Source organism: Compostimonas suwonensis (assembly GCF_002797855.1).
In the GTDB taxonomy this organism is placed as follows: domain Bacteria; phylum Actinomycetota; class Actinomycetes; order Actinomycetales; family Microbacteriaceae; genus Compostimonas; species Compostimonas suwonensis.
This window is the reverse complement of record NZ_PGFB01000002.1, coordinates 180,428-197,645: the sequence shown is the minus strand read 5'-3', so window position 1 is coordinate 197,645 and position 17,218 is coordinate 180,428. Positions and strand designations below refer to the sequence as shown.

The window sequence follows — 17,218 nt, the reverse complement described above, 5'->3', positions numbered from 1 at the left end:
CCTCCTTCCACTCCCGTTCGATATTACTAGCAGGTTAATTCCTATACCAATCATATCCGGAACTAGAGAGTACCGTATATAGTGGCCATCATGTCCTCACCATCACCCGCAACCCCGGCGACCGACAGTCGCCGCTGGATCACCCTCGTCGTCGTCGGACTCGCCCAGCTCATGGTCGTGCTCGACGCCACCGTCGTGAACATCGCACTCCCGTCGGCGCAAGCCGACCTCGGATTCTCCGACGGCCAGCGCCAGTGGATCATCACCGCGTACTCGCTCGCCTTCGGCAGCCTGCTCCTGTTCGGCGGGCGCCTCTCCGACCTCATGGGCCGAAAGCGCACCTTCATCATCGGACTCATCGGCTTCGCACTCGCCTCCGCACTCGGAGGAGCGGCGGGCTCCTTCGAGCTGCTCGTCGCCGCCCGCGCCCTCCAGGGCGCATTCGGCGCGCTGCTCGCTCCGACGGCCCTCGCCGTGCTGACCACGACCTTCACGATCCCGAAGGAGCGCGCCCGGGCCTTCGGAGTCTTCGGCGCGATCGCGGGCGCCGGCGGTGCGGTCGGGCTGCTGCTCGGCGGCATCCTGACGGAGGCCTTCGACTGGCGCTGGAACCTCTACATCAACGTCTTCATCGCGGTGTTCGCCCTCATCGGCGCGCTCGTCTTCGTTCCGTCCATCGCTCGCAGCGGCCCGCGCCCGAAACTCGACGTGCCCGGCACCGTGCTCGTGTCCGGCGCGCTCTTCGGCCTCGTCTTCGGCTTCTCGAACGCCGAGACCGACGGCTGGGACTCGCCTCTGACCTGGGGGATGCTGGCCGCCGCCGCCATCCTGCTGGTCGCGTTCGTCGCCTGGCAGAGGAGGGCCACGCATCCGCTCCTGCCGCTGTCGATCGTGCTCGACCGCAACCGAGGCGCGGCGTACATCTCGGTGCTGATCGCCGGCTCCGGGATGTTCGGCATCTTCCTCTTCGTCACCTACTACCTGCAGCTCACGCTCGGGTACTCGCCGATCCAGACGGGTCTCTCGTTCCTGCCCATGATCGGGATGCTCGTGCTCGCCGCGCAGCTCGGGACCAATCTGTTCGTGCCCCGCTTCGGCCCGAAGATCCTGGTGCCGGCGGGCATGATCCTCGGCGCGATCGGCATGATCTACCTCACCTTCCTCGACGCCTCGAGCACGTACGCAGCGAACGTCCTGCCGCCGCTCATGATCATCGGCTTCGCGATGGGCACGATCATGCCCGCCTCGATGCAGACCGCCACCCTCGGCGTCGACCGGCAGTTCGCCGGCGTGGCCTCGGCGATGGTCAACACGAGCCAGCAGGTCGGCGGCTCGATCGGCACGGCCCTGCTCAACACGCTGGCCGCCACCGCCGCAGCCGACTACCTCGCATCCCACACGCCCCTCACCGAGGCGGTCGGAGTGCAGGCCGCGATCGCCAGCTACGCGACCGCGTACTGGTGGTGCGCCGGGTTCTTCGCCTTCGGCGCGGTGGTCTCGGCGCTGCTGTTCCGCCGACGCGGTCAGGGGCTCTCGCTCTCTCACACCCCGGCTCCCGCCGCCGAGGTCGCAGAGCCGGTCATCGCCCACTGAGAGCGCGCGGCTCTCATCCGAACGGCAGTCGAGCCGAACGGATGAGAGCCGCTTCCGCCAGAGCGGATGCCCCGCCGCCACGATCGAAGCCGCCGCGGGTGTCCTCGTCCCGGCGCCCCGGCGCCAGCATTACACCGTCGAGCGACACGTTCTCGACGACCACGAGCTCTCGCACGGTTCTCCTCCTCGAGACTCGGGCTGCGGCTTTCATCCAGGCCGCGAGCCGCCCGAGCCGCAACCGGTCAGCCGAAGGAGACGGCACCCTCGGCGTCGACGTGCCAGCCGGGGTTGTGCGCGATCTCCCAGACGATGCCGTTGGGATCCTCGACGTGGGCGTGGAAGATGCCGCCGAACTGGCCGGGCTGGGGCTGCTTGAGCACGGCAGCCCCGGCGGCGACCATGTCGTCGACGAGGGAGCGCACCTCGTCGGGGCTGTCGACGTTGTGCGAGAGCGTGACACCCGAGACGCGGGAGCGGTCCGTCTCCGTCTCGAGGTCCTGGTTGAACTTCTCGGCGTCGAAGAGCCCCAGCACCAGGCCGGGGGCGGTCTGATAGAAGATGATCTCGCCCTCGACGTCGATCAGCGGCATCCAGCCGAGAGCGCCGTAGAAGGCGCGGGCCGTGTCGAGATCGGCTGTCGCGATCGTGATGAAGTGCAGGTTCTGTTTCATGGGGATGGTGCGTCCTTCTCGGTCGTTCGGAGTCGCCCGGGTGCCGATCGCCGGGGGAGCGCGGGCTCGGCCCGCGCTGAGACAATGGGAGAGGATGACGAGCGGCTGAGGAGGCGGACATGGCGAGTGATACGCCGCGATCGCCCCCGGATGCCCCGGGTCATGACTTACACCCTACGGACGCCGCCTCCGCGGGTCTTGAACGAAACGGACACGATCCCGACCCGAAGCGCCGCCGGCCGGACGAGTACCGTGAGCGCCGCATCGGCGGCACCCGCACGCCGTTCACTCATCTGTGGATGAACCGCATCGGCGACGAGGCATCCCGCATCCTGCCCGACAACCAGTCCGATCTCATCGTCAGCTCGACCGGGCGCGCGTGGCTCGTCGGCCCTGCGACGGGCGTCGAGGTCACCGAGCTGACGCCCGGCACGACTCTGCGAGGCGTGCGGATCGGCACGGCGTGGCTGCGCCCGATCGTCGGTGTCGAGGCGACCGAGCTCACCGATCGCCATCTGGCCTTCGACGAGCTCTTCTCCGCACGCCTCGCGCGTCGTCTTGCCGACGCGCTCTGGGCCGGGCGATTCGACGACGAGCTCGCCCGGCTGCTGTGGCCCCGGGCCGAGGCCGACGGCCGGGTCGCGTATGCGGTCCGGGCCCTGGCGTCGTCGGGCGCGCCGGCCGTCGGAGTGCTCGCCGAGAGCATCGGGGTCTCTGCGCGCCACCTTCGCCGCCTCGTGGAGCGGGAGACCGGGCTGCCCCCGAAGCTGATCCATCAGGTGGCGCGGTTGCGTCGTACGATCGACCACGCGGCATCCGGCACCCACGTCGACATCGCGCAGCTCGCCGTCGCGGCCGGCTACAGCGACCAGGCCCACTTCGCGCGGGAGGCGCGCAGGTTCAGCGGGCTCACCCCGACCGCGCTCGTCGGGCGCCGCTGAATCGTCGGACATCTGAGCCGTTGGACATCGCTGAGCCGTCGGGCATCGCTGAGCCGTCGGGCTCTGCCGAGCTCAGCGAACGAGGCGGATCTCGATCAGGTCGTCGTCGACATCCGCGTCCGTCGTAGAAGCGCTCTGGAAGCAGATACCCGTACGCCTCACGCCACCCGTTGACGTGCACCCGAGCGATCTCGTCCGCATCCGCGGAATGCGGCGGGCGGATCGTGTACATCTCGAGAGCGGGCATGCGAGCGCAGTCGGCGCGTCGAGCGCGCGTGTGTTGCCGAGCGCCGAGCGTGGAAGGACCGCGCTCGGCAATACACCCGCGCTCGGAACGCACCCTGGAGTTGCGCGCGAGATCGGCCTAACGTGAAGCCGATGACCCGAGCTCGCCCGACCAGCAGAGGAGACCGTCATGACCACGCTTCCGCAGCGCCCTCGCACCGCGCTCGTGATCCTCGACATGCAGAACGGAGTCGTCGCCGACGCGTACGAACGCGACGCGGTCGTGGCCCGGGTCGGCGTGCTCGTCGAGAGGGCACGTGGTGGGGGCGTGCCGATCGTGTGGGTGCAGCACTCCGACGAGCAGCTGGAGTGGGGGAGCGACGCCTGGGAGTACGTGCCCGAGCTCATCCGCCGGGTGTCGGAGCCGCTCGTGCACAAGACATACGCCGACGCCTTCGAGAACACCGAGCTCGGCGACCTGCTCGCCGAAGCAGGTGCGGGCCGTCTGGTCGTGGCCGGTGCGCAGACGGATGAGTGCATCCGGTCGACGATCCACGGCGCGTTCACGCGCGGCTATGACGTGACCCTCGTCGGCGACGCGCACACCACGGAAGACCTGACGGAGTGGGGCGCGCCGCCGCCGGAGGACGTCATCGCCCACACGAACCTCTACTGGCGGTACCAGAAGGCGCCCGGCCGTACGGCGGAGGTCGCCGATACGGCCGAGGTGAGCTTCGGCGGAGCCTGACGCGGAGCGCTAGTCTCCGTCGCGCACGCTCCGCACGAAGTTGCGCACGTGCTCTCCGAGCGCGTCGATCCGATGTTGGCGCGCCGCCTCGACGTCGAAGCCGACGTAGGCCAGAGGGGGCCGCTTGCGCACGTTGACGGAGCATTCGAAGTTGGCGCACACGAGGGTGCCGACCGTGTTGCCGTTGCGTCCGGCCTGGCCGGCCCGCTTGACGCTGTAGAGCACCACGTCGTTCGGCAGGTGCACGTCTTCGCACCACGAGCACTGGGGGCGCGTGCGGATCGTGCCGTCGGCCTGCCGCAGCAGGACCCCGACCGGGGTGTCGTCGAGCTCGACGACGACGTAGCCGAGCTGGGGCGCCTTGCGGTCGCGCCAGCCCAGGAAGTCGAGGGTGTCCCAGGCCAGGCCGCCGAAGTCCGACGGCAGGGTTATGGTGTTGCGCTCTCGTACGGAGACGTTGATGAAGGATGCTCGAAGCTGTTCTTCTGTGAAAGGGTGCATGGCTGTTATCGCCTAACTGTCCAGCCCTCGCAGCGCTACGGCATACGAAGGGGTAATCCGGGGTGGGGGATCCGCACGCGATCGCGGCCGACGGGCAGCACGACATGACGGATCTGACGGCGCCGAGTGGCGCAGAAACGATCACCGAGGGGGCCGGGCTATCTCGAGCCGGCGGAAGGACCGCCGACGACCTCCTGACGCCCCGAGGGCGGAGTGGACGAGATGAGCGTATGCACGACAGCATTCTACTCCGCGTGCTTGATCCGCACTGTGCAAGCCGTTCGCCCGGGCAATAACATGGTGCCGGCGGAGGGACCGCCTCTGGGGGAGTACGGATATGGGCGGGTCGATCTCGGATCAGGCGACGACGACGACCGAGGATGCGCGGGCTCGCGCAGCCCGGATCTGGTTCGGCGGGATCGCGGTGGTGGTGACGATCGCGCTGGTGATCCAGCTCGTGCTCATCTTCACCGGAGGGCAGGACGCCAACTCGGGCTCGACCGGAGCGGATGAGAGCCTCGCCACACGGCTCGTGCGCCTGTTCAGCTTCTTCACCATCCAGAGCAATCTCTTCGTGCTGGGAACCTCGATCGTGCTCGCCCTGAACGTCCGCGCAGACGGCACGGTCTGGCGAGTGCTGCGATTCGACGCCCTGCTCGGCATCATCATCACGGGTCTCGTCTACGAGACGATCCTCGCGCCTCTTGTGCACCTCACCGGCTGGGCCTTCGTGGCGACCATCGGCTTCCACTACATCGCGCCCTGGACGACCTTGATCGGCTGGCTCGTCTTCGGGCCGCGGCCGCGTATGTCGTGGGGAACGGCGGCCTCGGCGTTCATCTAGCCGCTCCTGTGGCTCGTCTACACCTTCGTGCACGGCGCCGTCACGGGCTGGTATCCCTACCCGTTCCTCGACGTCGCGACGATCGGTTTCGCCGACTCCGTGCGCAACTCCGCCGTGGTGCTCGTGATCGGAGTGGCGATCGCCGCCGTGCTCACGATCCTCGACCGGCGCCTGCCCTCGCTCGTGCGCGACCGGCCCCGAGCCGAGCGGCCGGCCGCGACCGTCAGCGGTATCGCGGGGGCATCGGACTAGAGGTCGTCCGGGTCGTCGGACACCCAGCGCAGCAGATCGCCGGGCTGGCATTCGAGCACCCGGCAGATCGCGTCGAGCGTTGTGAAGCGCACCGCCTTCGCGCGTCCGTTCTTGAGCACGGCGATGTTCGCGACGGTGATCCCGACGGCCTCCGCGAACTCGCCCACCGACATCTTGCGCTTGGCGAGCTCGACGTCGATGTCGACGATGATCGCCATCACACCACCTCCGCGAGCTCGTCCTGGAGCGCCGTCGCCGCACGGAGCAGGTTGCGCATCACGACCATCAGCGAGACGAAGGCGGCGCCGGCGATCACCACGCCGGTCATCGCGACGCCGAGAACGGGCGGCCCGACATCCACGATTCCGAGCAGATGGAACTCGATCGCGAAGGTGAGCAGGGTGGCGACGATGCCGGCGACGATGATCAGGTCGACCCAGCGGAAGGCGCGCCCGGTGAAGATCGCCCCGCGCCTCACCATCGAGAGCAGCGCCCACATGGCGACGAAGACGGCCTGCACGCAGGCCACGATCACGATGCAGACGATCGTGTAGGGCACGGCGAGGTAGGCGAGCTCGGGCACCGCCTGCGCCGCATTCGCCGCGAACTGCGGGATGTACCACGCCTGCGTGAGCAGGGTCCCGAGGAAGAGGATCACGAGGAGCACACGCAGAGCGAGAACGGCAAGACGATTCATGGATTGATTCTCGATCTATATCTATCGATTGTCAATAGATCGAGTATCGAGTTCACGCCTGCGACGGAAGTACCCGGTGGCGCAGGCGGGCCTCCTCGCCGAGTAGCGCCGCCTCGGCGAGAACGCTCACGTGGTGATCGGCACGGAGAGGACGGTCGGAGAGAGCGGATGCGTACGTCATACAGGGAGAGCACTCGACCTGCTGCGCGGTGACGACCCCGCCACTTTCAATCTATAGCGCAGCAGGGGGCTTGCCGCAAGACCCCGGTCGTGCCGGAGAATCGTGGATCGTGACTCCGACCGCCAGCGCATTCGACCTGCCCGACCGACTCGCCGCCAAGGGCGATCCGGCCCTCATCGCCGCCGACGAACAGCACTTCTCGGCGATCGCGGAGAGCCTCGCGCGGTCGATCGCCGAGCTGTCCGATCGCCTCGACCTCGAGCGCAGGCTGCCCGGCGGCGAGGGTCAGGAGACGATGGACCGCGACATGGAGATCCATCGCCTGACCGCCCGTCTGCGCGCCCTGCGCCGTTTCGGCCTCGACCTCTGCCTGGGGCGCATGGTCGGCACGGATGACTCGGAGCCCGTGTACGTCGGGCGCTTCGGGCTCAGCGACAGCACGGGTCGCCGGCTGCTGCTCGACTGGCGGTCCCCGGCGGCCGAGCCGTTCTTCGGGGCGACCCACGCCGACCCGATGGGCCTCGTGAGCCGTCGCCGTTACCGCTGGACCCGCGGCCGCGTGAGCGACTACTGGGACGAGGTCTTCACCGCGGAGGGGCTCGCCGGAAACGCCGCGCTCGACGACCAGTCCGCCTTCATCGCGAGCCTGGGCAGCAGCCGGTCGCCGCGGATGCGGGATGTGCTCAGCACGATCCAGGCCGATCAGGACGCCATCATCCGCGCGGGATCACGCGGCGCGCTCGTCGTCGACGGCGGGCCGGGCACGGGGAAGACGGTCGTGGCGCTGCACCGCACCGCCTACCTCCTCTACGCCGACCCCCGTCTCTCCCGCGGCGGGGGAGGCGTGCTGTTCGTCGGCCCGCACCCGGCGTATCTGGCCTACGTCGACGACGTGCTCCCCAGCCTCGGGGAGGAGAGCGTGCAGATCTGCACCCTGCGGGATCTCGTCGCCGAGGGCGCGGCAGCCGGGATCGAGGCCGATGCGGAGATCGCCGCGCTGAAGTCGTCCACAGGTCTCGTGACGGCGATCGAAGCGGCCGTCGCGTTCTATGAGAGGCCGCCCGCCGCGGGGATGACGGTCGAGACGCCGTGGGCGGACGTCTGGCTCAGCGCCGCCGACTGGGCGGAGGCGTTCGACGCGGCCGACCCGGGCAGCTCGCACAACGAGGCGCGCGAGCAGGTCTGGGAGGCGCTCCTCGACATCGTGGTCGACCAGGTCGACGACGAGGAGGTTCCTCCTCATCTGCTGCGCCGGGCGCTGCTGCAGAACGAGGAGCTGACGGGCGCCTTCGCGAAGACCTGGCCGCTGCTCGATCCGGCCGGCGTCGTCGGAGACCTCTGGTCGGTGCCCGCCTATCTGCGCATCTGCGCTCCCTGGCTCGCCCCAGAGGAGATCCGGAGTCTTCACCGGGAGGATGCACGGGCCTGGACGGTGTCGGATCTGCCTCTCCTCGACGCCGCACGGCAGCGGATCGGCGACCCGGAGGCCTCGCGGGTCAGACGTCGGCGCGACGCCGCGATGGCCGCCGAGCGCGAGCGTCGGGCCGAGGTCGTGGGAGACCTGATCGCATCCGACGACTCCGAGATGCTCGTGATGTCGATGCTGCGAGGGCAGGACGTGCAGAACTCCCTCGACGACGAGTCGGCGCTGCCCGCCATCGACCCGGACACGCTCGCGGGCCCTTTCGCGCACATCGTGATCGACGAGGCCCAGGAGCTCAGCGACGCGGAATGGCAGATGCTGCTGCGCCGCTGCCCGTCACGGAGCTTCACCGTCGTGGGGGATCGCGCCCAGGCCCGGCACGGGTTCACGGAGTCGTGGCGGCAGCGACTCGAGCGCGTCGGGCTCGACGATGTCACCCTGGCCACCCTGAGCATCAACTACCGCACGCCCGAGGAGGTCATGGCGGAGGCCGAGCCGGTCATCCGTGCGGTGATCCCGGATGCCAATGTGCCGACATCCGTGCGCCGCAGCGGCCTCCCCGTCGTGCACGGGCCTGCGGCCGAGCTGGGTTCGATCGTCGGCGCCTGGCTCGACGGGCACGACGACGGGATCGCCTGCGTCATCAGCACCGGCGAGGTCGACGGCGAGCTGTTCGGGCCGGGATCCCGTGTGCGGTCGCTGACCCCGGAGCTGTCGAAGGGTCTCGAGTTCGACCTGGTCGTGCTCGTCGACCCGGAGACGTTCGGCGACGGCATCGAGGGCGCCGTGGACCGCTACGTCGCGATGACCCGGGCGACCCAGCAGCTCGTCATCCTCACGACGCGGTGATCGGCCGAGATCGGCCGACGGGAATGCCGATTCGGCACCTTGTTAACCCGTACTTCAGATGCGCACACCACTCCCGAAACCAAGCGCTGACAATGTAGTGACCATGCAGCAACTGTCTCGTCTTGGATCCACCCTCCGCGCTGAGATCGACCGCATTCTGCGGCGTTCCTCCCGACCGCTGGGGCAGAAGCGCAGGACGACCCGGATACTCCCCTCCGTCCTCCTGATCGCGGCCATGAGCCTCGGCGGCGCGAGCGCCGTGTCGGCGGCGACATCCGTGCCCACCGACCAGGCCGTGCCCACCGACCAGGCCGAAGACGACCCCATCACGATGGACGTGCGCGTCGTCGTGCCCAAGCGCACCTCCGTTCCGACGGACACTCCGACCCCGACCGACACCCCGAACCCGACGGACACCCCGACGGCGACGCCCACCCCCGAGCCGAGCGAGACAGCGCCGGGCGGAACCGGAACCTCCCCATCGACGCCGGGCGGCCACGGTGACGGGCCGCTCGCGCAGTCGGGTGTGCCGGTCGAGCTCACCGTCATCGGCGGGTTCGCCGCGCTCGTCGTGCTGGTCGGCGTCGGAATGTGGCTGGGCGCGCGACGGAAGCGCAGCCTCCGGAGCTGACGCTCGCCCGGTCGACCGGGCCTGCATCCTCACGACTCGCTGGCCGCGGCCCCTCCCAGGCGGCCGGGTGGCGCGGCGCGCACGTGGATGCGCTCGCCCTGGCGCCCGAAGAGGGAGAGGAACTCGACGTCGCCGGGGCCGACGCGCCCGAACCAGTGCGGCGTACGGGTGTCGAACTCCGCCGTCACGCTGGAGGAGCCGGGCGGCCGATCACGAAGCCGCGCGGCATCCCATCGATCCTTTCGCACGCTCAGGGGATGGGCTCGGCAACCGGCGCCTTCTCGGGGCCGGTCAGCACCGCACCGATGCTCGCGGCGGTGACGAGGCCGATCGCCACGAGGTCGAGTGGCGTGAGCGCCTGATGCAGCAGCACAAAACCGGCGGCGACCGCTGTCGCCGGCGCGAGCGACATCAGCACGCCGAACGTCGACTCCGGCAGCCGCCGCAGGGCGACGAACTCGACCCCGTAGGGGATCGCGGACGACAGCACGGCTACGAGCAGTCCGAGCCCCAGCAGGTCGAGCCGCAGCAGAGCGGGCCCGGCCAGCACGATGCCGAAGGGAAGGATCACGATCGCGCTCACCGCCATTGCGAGCGCGAGCCCCTCGAGCCTCTCGAACCGCCGGCCCGTGCGCGCCGAGCCGAGGATGTATCCCGCCCAGCAGACGCCGGCGAGCACCGCGAGCGCGATGCCGACGGGGTCGAGCCGCCCGACGTCGACCCCGCACAGGATCGCGACGCCTGCGAAGGCGAGGATCGCCCAGACCCAGCTCAGCGCGCGGCGCCCCATCACGACCGACAGCACGAGGGGGCCGAGCACCTCGATCGTCGCTGCGACCCCCAGCGGGATCCGTTCGATCGCCAGGTAGAAGGAGACGTTCATCACCGCGAGCACCAGGCCGAAGCCGACCACGGTCATCCAGTCGGCCCGGCTGCGCCCGCGGAGCCGGGGTCGCGCGATGACGAGCAGCAGCACCGCGGAGAAACCGATCCGCAGGCTGACGACCCCCATCGGCCCGAGCTCAGGGAAGATGAGCACGGCGACCGCCGCCCCGGACTCCGCCGCTATGCCGGCGCCGAGCACGAGCAGGGCGGCGAACGACTGCGACGACCGGTTGTTCACTGGTTCAGCCTAGGGTGCCCCGCGAGGTCGACGCGCGGTGCGGTCATCCCGTCGTCGTCTGCGAGCGGCCTGCCGAGGCCTCGTGAAACCCGAGACGAGACGGTGTCGGATGGGCGGGGGATTCAGCGGACGAGCAGGTAGGCGCCGTCGGCCGGATCGACGAGGACGGGGAATCGCTGCCCGAGGCGGTCGACCTGCCCCGGCATACCGCGATGAGTCATCTGGAACGACGGAACCTCGGCACCGCTGACACGCAGGGTCACCTCGATGCCGGTCTCCTCGCCCAGGGGGATCGGTTTCGAGGCGACGACCTCTGCAACGGCAGGGCGCCCACGCTGGGAGAGGCGTTCGACGCGCCTCTGCATGCGTGCCGTCGACACCATGGAGGCCAGACCGAGACCGCCGATGACGACCAGCACCGCTATGCCGCCCACGATCGTGGGCCAGCCGAACTCGCCGACAGCGACGACGACGACGATGAGGGCCGGACCGAGCAGCAGGGCGATCACTCCCGATGCATAGCTGGCGAAACGCGCGAGCGGGCCCTTCGGTACGACCCGATCGATGTTGCCGTCCTCGGCGATCCAGAGCTCGTCAGACCTCATGTGCCGATGGTAGTGGCTCGGATCGTGTTTGACCTTGACCTTGACATGATGTGAAGGTGTTCGCTGAGTGGAGGAGGTTGTGATGATGACGACAACACACCAGGCGGACCCGGGTGCACGGCTGCGCGCGGCCCTGGGCTCCCCGGACTCGTCGGCTCGGTTGCAGGCTGCGCTCTCCGCGGGCACGAACCCCGATCCCGGCTACATCGAGATCCTCGTCGAGAGGTGCGCGACCGAACCGGACTTCTTCGTGCGCGACATGCTCACCTGGTCGCTGACCCGGCATCCCGCCGCCGACACCGTGCCCCGCCTGCTCCGCGAGACGACGGCGGAGCGGCCCCAGGCCCGCAGCCAGGCGCTGCACACCCTGTCGAAGATCGGCGACCCTCGAGGGTGGGCGGCGATAACGCCCGGGCTTCTGCGCGACCCCGACGACGACGTGGCCCGAAGCGCATGGCGAGCCGCGGTCGTGCTCGTGCCGGACGACGGCGCGGCAGAACTCGCCCGGGCTCTGGCCTCCCAGCTCGCCCGCGGAGACCGGGAGGTTCGCCTGAGCCTCAGCCGCGCCCTGGCCGATCTCGGTGATGCTGCGACGCCGGTGCTGGCGGATGCCGCAGAGCACGGCGACCCGGAGGTGCGAGCGCACGCGATCGCGACCGAACGCCTCCTGCGCGACCCGCACGAGGGCTTCGAGGCGGCGATCGTCGAGGCGAAGCGCCTCGTCGCACTGCGGGACAGCCCGATCACGGGCGACGATCGTGCTGATCGGTGAGGTGTCGCGGCATGCGGGCATCAGCACCCGCATGCTGCGGCACTACGACTCCCTGGGACTCGTCTCGCCGACGGGGCGCACGACGGGCGGGTACCGGGAGTACTCGGCAGCCGACATCCACCGTCTGTTCCAGGTCGAGAGCCTCCGGTCGCTCGGAATGTCGCTGCGCGATCTGCGGCGCGCGCTCGACGACGCGGATGCCGCCCCGCCCGTCTCGTCGATGAGCTCATCGCGAGCACGCAGGAGCGCATCGACCGCGAACGAGAGCTGCTCCGACGGCTGCACCACGTGCGGAACAGCGACCCGGCGGCGTGGACGGAGGTGCTGCGCATCGTCTCGCTCATACGCGGCTTGGACTCCGACGATCCGTCGAGACGCCAGCAGAGCGCTCTCGCCACTGCCGACGGCTCGGCTCCGGCCGTCGGGCTTCTCGCCGAGGCCCTGCTCGAGGAGGACGACCCGAATGTGTCCGGGGCGCTCCGATGGGCGCTGCGGCGATCGCGCGGTCGTGCTTCGGATGACGCGTTGGCCGTCTTTGGCCCGGCGTTGACGTCATCCGTGGCGCAGAGGCGGCACCGAGCCGTGACGGCGATCGCGGACTCCGGCACCGAGGCCGCCGTCGCGCTGCTCGTCGGCACGCTGACCCACGCCGACCCCGTCGTGCGCGGACATGCCGCCCTCGCCCTGGGGGCTCGCCGCGACACCCGAGCGATCCCGGAGCTCATCGGCATGGTCGTCGCCGGGGCCCACGACGTCGAGGCTGCCGAGACCCTCGGCGCCCTCGCCCGTGATCACGACCTCGACGATCGGATCGCCGCCGCGTTCGCGCAGGAGCTCGGTCGCGGGACGGTCTCCCTCGACACCCGACTGCGGCTCACGCAGGCACTCGCCGAGCTGCGCGGCCCCGTCACGCACGACCTGCTCCTGACCCTTGCCGACGATCCCGATCGCCGCGTGGCGCTCACCGCCATGGCGGTCGCGAGGACAGCCGCGCCCACGGCCGCCCGGGCAAGAAGGACCAGGAGGTGGGGAGCGAGTCCGGATGAGCCGAAGTAGGCCACTGCGCGAGTCGCCTCGATGAACTGACCGAACGGAAGAACCGAGTGGAGGAACGCGACGAAGAGCGGGAGCATGTCAGCGTTCACGGTGCCTCCTCACCCGGCTCGAGGCGGGGGAGGGGAGGCAGATGCTCGTCGAGCTGAGCCCGTTCGGACGGGACACGATCGAGCACGCGGACAGCGTGCACGCCCGTGCGGTTCGCCGGGCGCTGCTCGACTCGATCACTCCGGATGTGGCCGCCTTCATAACAGCCTTCGACGGCCCTGCACTCCGGCGCGATGGCTTGCGCTCCGGATTGGAGAAGGCCCAGACGGCATCGGCGATTGGCCCACCGAGCCCCGAGCGGTAGAGTTCTCGTCGAACGTGACACGATTCGAGGAGGTGAGCCCGATGCACACACCGTCCACTCCGGGCGCTCCTTCGAGTTCACGATCGCGCGACTGACGTAGCCGTCGCGGGGAGCGCTGCACGCACCCTCAGAAAGCTACGATCATGAACCACACACCTCAGTTCACCTCGGAGACGAGCTCCGACACCGTCTCGGCACATCCCTCCCTCACAGCCCGCACGGCCTTGGTGCTCGGCGGTGGCGGATCGACCGGCAATGCCTGGCTCATCGGCGTGCTCGCCGGCCTGTTCGACGCCGGGCGCGACGTGACCACCGCAGACCTGATCATCGGGACGTCGGCCGGCGCGACAGCCGCCGCCCAGCTGGGCGGCGCCACCCCCACCGGGTTGCTCGCCGACATCCTCGCCGCTGCTCCTCAGCCCCGGACGGGAGCGCCCGGATCAGACCGGGGAGGCGCGTCGGCCAGGCCGGTGGTCGACCACATGGAGAGGATGAGAGCGATCATCGCCTCCGCGGGGGACGCGGCCGAGCTACGCCGCAGATCGGGCGCGGCGGCGCTCGAGAGGGACGCCGCGGCAGACGGCACCTGGCAGGCGCAGTGGCGCGCGACCGTCGCCTCGCGGCTGCCCAGTGAGCACTGGCCGCGCCGGAGGACTCTCATCACGGCGGTCGACGCCCGCACCGGAGATCCGGTGGTGTTCGATCGCGACAGCGGGGTCGAGCTCGTGGACGCCGTCGCCGCCAGCTGCTCCAGCGGCCTTCCCTACCGGATCGGCGACGCGCTGTACATCGACGGCGGCTACCGGGCCAATGCCGAGAACGCCGATCTGGCGGACGGATACGAACGGGTTCTGGTGCTGTCGCCGTTCGGCGGCAGAGCGCTGACCCCGGTGGAGTGGGGCACGCATCTCGCCACGCAGCTCGACGAGCTGCGCTCACGCGGCAGCAGCGTCGAGACGATCGTCCCGGGCAGCGACTCCGAGCATCTGTTCGGCGTCAACGCGATGGATCCGTCGCTGCGTCCGCCCGCCGCCCGGGCCGGCTACGAGCAAGGCCGGGCCTTCGCCGAACGGCTCGGCGAGTTCTGACCAGACATCCACACCCTGGATGTCAGTTGGAGCCGAGAGGATACCGGCGTGCGTTGTCGTCGAAGAGGCATCTCACGGGATCGATGCCGGCCGCCTGGACCTGCCGCCAGAGGGATGCCGGGTCGCCGCCCTCGACGGGCGTTATGCCTTCGACCTCGAGACAGGCACGCAGCGCCCGGTCGTCGTCGGAGGTGTCCTGGTGCTCGCTCTGCCACGCCCTGTCGACCTGAGCGAACTCCTGCGCGTAACAGCGGTCAGCTGCACCCGAGGAGACGGCAGCGCCTGACGCGACGTACCGGATGATCGTGCCGGACGTGTCGACGCCCTCCAGGGGGTGTCCGGCCACGGCCATGCACTCCGCGTATCGGTCGAATTGCGTGTGGTAATCCGCCTGGGTGACCGCGCCGTCGGCCAACGCTGCTGCCTGCTCGGGCGAAAGCGGGAGAGGAACGGCGCGAGCGACCCACGACGCCCAGACCACGTAGCGTCTCCCCTCTCCGTCGGAGATGGCCAGGGTGTGCGCAGACGCGTCGTTCACGCTGAAATAGCCTCCGCCCCCGCCAGAGGCCGTCGAGCCCTCATCGCAGATCATCGTCATCACGGCCTTTCCGTCGACGAGGAGGTCGAAGTTCCCCGGGTCCTCGCAGCGGAACACGACCGCGAGCTCGACTGCTCCCTCGGGCATCGCACCGAGCGGCACGGCGGTGTCGCGGTGCCCGTCGACGACCACGGGGGCTCCGAACAGTTGCGTGTCGTCGGGGATGAACGAGTCGACCAACGCGTCCACGCTCACGGGCGCACGCTCCGGAGGCGCGTTGAACGCGGCGGCGGACACCGCTCCCGTCAGCGCCCCGGCGAGAGCGAAGGCGACGATCGGTGCGCCGATGCTCCATCGGCGGCGGGGGCGGACGGGGGCGGCTGATGCGGTCGCGACGAGCATCCGCCGCAGCTCGGTGTCGCGTTCGCCGTGTGGCATCTCAGAGGACATCGTTCACACCTTCCGGCCGCAGTGCTGTGGTCGATTCGCTGACGGCCTCGCGCAGCCGCCCTTTGGCTCGCGAGAGCCGGGACTTGATCGTGCCGACGCGCACATCCATCACTCGGGCGGCGTCCTCCGCGCTGAGGCCCTCGAGCACGCACAGCGTGAGAACCTGCTGGTCGATGGAGGAGAGCCCTCTCAGGGCCGCCACCGCTTCGCCGTCGTCGAGCTGCTCCGCGTGGTCCGGTTGCACGTCGCCCGCGGGAAGGCGCAGCAGCGCGGCACGGTAGCGTCGCGCGGCGCGGGTGAGATTGCTCGCGGTGAACGTGGCGGTCCGAAGGAGCCACGGCAGCATCGAGCCGTCGACGAACTGGATGTCATTGCGTTTGCGCCACGCCTCGAGGAAGGTCACGGCCACGACGTCGTCCGCGTCGGACCACGACGGGGCCAAGCCGCGGGAGTGCCGATACACACGGGCGCGGTGGCGGTCGAAGATCTCCCCGAAGGCGTTCCCTCTGCCCGCGAGAGCCTCGGCCCAGGCTTCCTCGTCATTGACACTCACACTATGAAGTGTCCACGATCGAGCAAAAGGTTCCGAGAATCGCGAAGCAGCGTTCCTGGGCTGTGATCGCGCCCGTTCAGGAGCCGTCATCGCTGTCAGGCGGTCGCGGATGGGCGGCCTGGACGCTGGAACGCATCGACAGTGCCGCCTCAGGAAGGGGCTGGCCGTCACGGACTGACGGCGCAGGCCCCTCAGGCGCGGTCGTGAAGGGTGACGTGGTATCCGTCGGGGTCGGCGAAGGTGAACGTGCGACCGAAGGGGCCGTCGATCGGAGCCGAGACGATCGTGTGGCCGTCGGCGGCGAGGGCGTCGTGAATGGCCTGGACCTCGGTGGCGTGGAGCCAGATCGCGGCGCCGATGCCGGGCTGAGCGACGGATGCCAGGTCGGTGCCGGGAACGACGTCCCGCAGGGCGAACGCGATCGGCGTCGTCTTGAAGACGACGGCGTGCGGAGGGCCTGCAGGCGAACGGACGAGGCCGAGGTACTGCTCGTAGAACGCCTGCGACGCGTCGAGATCGCGAGTCTGGAGTGAGATGAAGTCGGGGCCGGTGACGGGCATGGTGTTGCTCCTTCGTATTGTGTCAGTTTTCTGACACAGGTCAATCTATGTCAGAATACTGACATGAGTCAAGATCGAACCGGAGTCGACCTGGAGACGTCGCTGGGCTACCTGCTGAAAGAGGCGTCGAGTGCCCTGCGCACCGCCATGGAGGCAGTGCTGCGGCCGCTCGGCATGAGCGTGACGCACTACTCCTGCCTCGAGCTGCTGGCCCAGCGCCCGGGCCTGTCGAACTCCGAGCTCGCTCGCGGGGCGTTCGTGACACGGCAGTCGATGAACGTGCTGCTGCAGGCCCTGGAGCGGGACGGTTACGTGAGCAGGCCGGGGGAGGCCCCCGTGGGGAAGGCTCTTCCCACGCGGCTCACGCCACTCGGTCGGCGAAGCCTCGAGGAAGCGACCGTTGCGGTCCGGGCCGTCGAGCTCCGGATGCTGGGCGGCATGACGGAGGACGAGCAGTCGGATGCCTTCAGGATCCTGCAGAGCATGATCCGCTCCCTGCGCAACGACCCGCGAAATGGTGATTGACGACGAGCGATTTCCTGCGCTTGACTTTCGCCCGGCGCCC

The 17,218-nt window shown here is 69.5% G+C and carries 22 protein-coding genes and 2 pseudogenes; 12 read left to right on the top strand and 12 right to left on the bottom strand.

The annotated features are described in order from the left end of the window. Window positions 1–90 precede the first annotated feature (90 nt). Window positions 91–1,593 (top strand): MFS transporter, encoded by a 1,503-nt coding sequence (locus CLV54_RS04720; RefSeq protein ID WP_100344368.1) that lies wholly within the window; start codon window positions 91–93, stop codon window positions 1,591–1,593. A gap of 13 nt (window positions 1,594–1,606) precedes the next feature. Here CLV54_RS04720 and CLV54_RS17785 read toward each other — a convergent pair whose 3' ends face one another. Beyond that, complete coding sequence (locus CLV54_RS17785; RefSeq protein ID WP_211294451.1) at window positions 1,607–1,768, bottom strand: hypothetical protein; 162 nt, start codon at window positions 1,766–1,768, stop codon at window positions 1,607–1,609. A gap of 67 nt (window positions 1,769–1,835) precedes the next feature. Continuing rightward, the gene (locus CLV54_RS04710) at window positions 1,836–2,264 is read right to left on the bottom strand and encodes a VOC family protein (protein WP_100343814.1); all 429 of its coding nucleotides are present in this window, start codon (window positions 2,262–2,264) and stop codon (window positions 1,836–1,838) included. Between the two features lie 299 nt (window positions 2,265–2,563). Between CLV54_RS04710 and CLV54_RS04705 the strand changes: the two genes are divergently transcribed. Then, a complete protein-coding gene (locus tag CLV54_RS04705; RefSeq protein WP_100343813.1) occupies window positions 2,564–3,205 on the top strand; it encodes an AraC family transcriptional regulator in 642 nt (213 codons plus the stop codon). Window positions 3,206–3,620: 415 nt separating this feature from the next. Continuing rightward, complete coding sequence (locus CLV54_RS04695; RefSeq protein ID WP_100343812.1) at window positions 3,621–4,178, top strand: isochorismatase family protein; 558 nt, start codon at window positions 3,621–3,623, stop codon at window positions 4,176–4,178. 9 nt (window positions 4,179–4,187) lie between these two features. Here the strand turns inward: CLV54_RS04695 and CLV54_RS04690 are convergent, their stop codons facing one another. Further along, window positions 4,188–4,679 (bottom strand): FBP domain-containing protein, encoded by a 492-nt coding sequence (locus CLV54_RS04690; RefSeq protein WP_100343811.1) that lies wholly within the window; start codon window positions 4,677–4,679, stop codon window positions 4,188–4,190. Window positions 4,680–5,016: 337 nt separating this feature from the next. Between CLV54_RS04690 and CLV54_RS04685 the strand changes: the two are divergent. After that, window positions 5,017–5,775 (top strand): annotated as a pseudogene (locus CLV54_RS04685) (Pr6Pr family membrane protein). On the opposite strand, the gene CLV54_RS04680 reads toward CLV54_RS04685, so the two are convergent. Genes CLV54_RS04680 through CLV54_RS18105 form a run of 3 tightly spaced genes read right to left on the bottom strand, consistent with a single transcriptional unit; the run spans window position 5,772 to window position 6,653 of the window. Continuing rightward, complete coding sequence (locus CLV54_RS04680; RefSeq protein ID WP_100343810.1) at window positions 5,772–5,993, bottom strand: helix-turn-helix domain-containing protein; 222 nt, start codon at window positions 5,991–5,993, stop codon at window positions 5,772–5,774. The pseudogene CLV54_RS04685 and the gene CLV54_RS04680 sit on opposite strands and share 4 nt — an antisense overlap. After that, window positions 5,993–6,472 carry a DUF2975 domain-containing protein gene (locus CLV54_RS04675; protein WP_100343809.1) on the bottom strand — a complete coding sequence of 160 codons (480 nt, stop codon included), beginning with the start codon at window positions 6,470–6,472 and terminating at the stop codon, window positions 5,993–5,995. Before CLV54_RS04675 ends, CLV54_RS04680 begins: the two co-directional genes overlap by 1 nt. Window positions 6,473–6,524: 52 nt before the next feature. Next, complete coding sequence (locus CLV54_RS18105) at window positions 6,525–6,653, bottom strand: hypothetical protein (RefSeq protein WP_281258150.1); 129 nt, start codon at window positions 6,651–6,653, stop codon at window positions 6,525–6,527. A gap of 106 nt (window positions 6,654–6,759) precedes the next feature. On the opposite strand from CLV54_RS18105, the gene helR reads away from it, so the two are divergent. Together helR and CLV54_RS17780 are read left to right on the top strand one after the other, a co-directional pair. Then, complete coding sequence (helR, locus tag CLV54_RS04670; RefSeq protein WP_211294476.1) at window positions 6,760–8,925, top strand: RNA polymerase recycling motor ATPase HelR; 2,166 nt, start codon at window positions 6,760–6,762, stop codon at window positions 8,923–8,925. Between the two features lie 103 nt (window positions 8,926–9,028). Further along, window positions 9,029–9,556, top strand: a complete 528-nt coding sequence (locus CLV54_RS17780; RefSeq protein ID WP_211294450.1) for a hypothetical protein — start codon at window positions 9,029–9,031, stop codon at window positions 9,554–9,556. A gap of 29 nt (window positions 9,557–9,585) precedes the next feature. Here CLV54_RS17780 and CLV54_RS04660 read toward each other — a convergent pair whose 3' ends face one another. The 3 genes from CLV54_RS04660 to CLV54_RS04650 all read right to left on the bottom strand — a co-directional run bounded on the left by CLV54_RS04660 (window position 9,586) and on the right by CLV54_RS04650 (window position 11,284). Beyond that, a complete protein-coding gene (locus CLV54_RS04660; RefSeq protein WP_211294489.1) occupies window positions 9,586–9,804 on the bottom strand; it encodes a hypothetical protein in 219 nt (72 codons plus the stop codon). 2 nt (window positions 9,805–9,806) lie between these two features. Beyond that, the gene (locus CLV54_RS04655) at window positions 9,807–10,679 is read right to left on the bottom strand and encodes an EamA family transporter (protein WP_100343807.1); all 873 of its coding nucleotides are present in this window, start codon (window positions 10,677–10,679) and stop codon (window positions 9,807–9,809) included. Window positions 10,680–10,801: 122 nt separating this feature from the next. After that, window positions 10,802–11,284, bottom strand: a complete 483-nt coding sequence (locus tag CLV54_RS04650) for a TMEM70/TMEM186/TMEM223 family protein (RefSeq protein ID WP_100343806.1) — start codon at window positions 11,282–11,284, stop codon at window positions 10,802–10,804. 82 nt (window positions 11,285–11,366) lie between these two features. Between CLV54_RS04650 and CLV54_RS04645 the strand changes: the two genes are divergently transcribed. The 5 genes and pseudogenes from CLV54_RS04645 (at window position 11,367) to CLV54_RS04630 (ending at window position 14,552) form a co-directional block, all read left to right on the top strand. Beyond that, window positions 11,367–12,056, top strand: a complete 690-nt coding sequence (locus tag CLV54_RS04645) for a HEAT repeat domain-containing protein (protein ID WP_342745259.1) — start codon at window positions 11,367–11,369, stop codon at window positions 12,054–12,056. A gap of 31 nt (window positions 12,057–12,087) precedes the next feature. Then, a pseudogene (locus CLV54_RS18200) lies at window positions 12,088–12,186 on the top strand (MerR family DNA-binding transcriptional regulator); the annotation flags it as partial. A 158-nt stretch (window positions 12,187–12,344) separates the two neighbouring features. Beyond that, entirely contained in the window at window positions 12,345–13,112 is a 768-nt protein-coding gene (locus tag CLV54_RS17770; RefSeq protein WP_245861345.1) for a HEAT repeat domain-containing protein, read from the top strand. Between the two features lie 130 nt (window positions 13,113–13,242). Then, window positions 13,243–13,464 (top strand): hypothetical protein, encoded by a 222-nt coding sequence (locus tag CLV54_RS04635; protein ID WP_100343805.1) that lies wholly within the window; start codon window positions 13,243–13,245, stop codon window positions 13,462–13,464. Window positions 13,465–13,607: 143 nt separating this feature from the next. Beyond that, a complete protein-coding gene (locus tag CLV54_RS04630; protein WP_245861343.1) occupies window positions 13,608–14,552 on the top strand; it encodes a patatin-like phospholipase family protein in 945 nt (314 codons plus the stop codon). Between the two features lie 22 nt (window positions 14,553–14,574). Here the strand turns inward: CLV54_RS04630 and CLV54_RS04625 are convergent, their stop codons facing one another. The 3 genes from CLV54_RS04625 to CLV54_RS04615 form a co-directional block, all read right to left on the bottom strand. Continuing rightward, complete coding sequence (locus tag CLV54_RS04625) at window positions 14,575–15,540, bottom strand: hypothetical protein (protein WP_157802804.1); 966 nt, start codon at window positions 15,538–15,540, stop codon at window positions 14,575–14,577. Beyond that, window positions 15,530–16,183, bottom strand: a complete 654-nt coding sequence (locus tag CLV54_RS04620; RefSeq protein ID WP_100343803.1) for an RNA polymerase sigma factor — start codon at window positions 16,181–16,183, stop codon at window positions 15,530–15,532. Before CLV54_RS04620 ends, CLV54_RS04625 begins: the two co-directional genes overlap by 11 nt. Before the next feature lie 101 nt (window positions 16,184–16,284). After that, window positions 16,285–16,653 carry a VOC family protein gene (locus tag CLV54_RS04615; RefSeq protein WP_100343802.1) on the bottom strand — a complete coding sequence of 123 codons (369 nt, stop codon included), beginning with the start codon at window positions 16,651–16,653 and terminating at the stop codon, window positions 16,285–16,287. Window positions 16,654–16,716: 63 nt separating this feature from the next. Between CLV54_RS04615 and CLV54_RS04610 the strand changes: the two genes are divergently transcribed. Then, complete coding sequence (locus tag CLV54_RS04610) at window positions 16,717–17,178, top strand: MarR family winged helix-turn-helix transcriptional regulator (RefSeq protein ID WP_100343801.1); 462 nt, start codon at window positions 16,717–16,719, stop codon at window positions 17,176–17,178. Window positions 17,179–17,218: the final 40 nt, after the last annotated feature.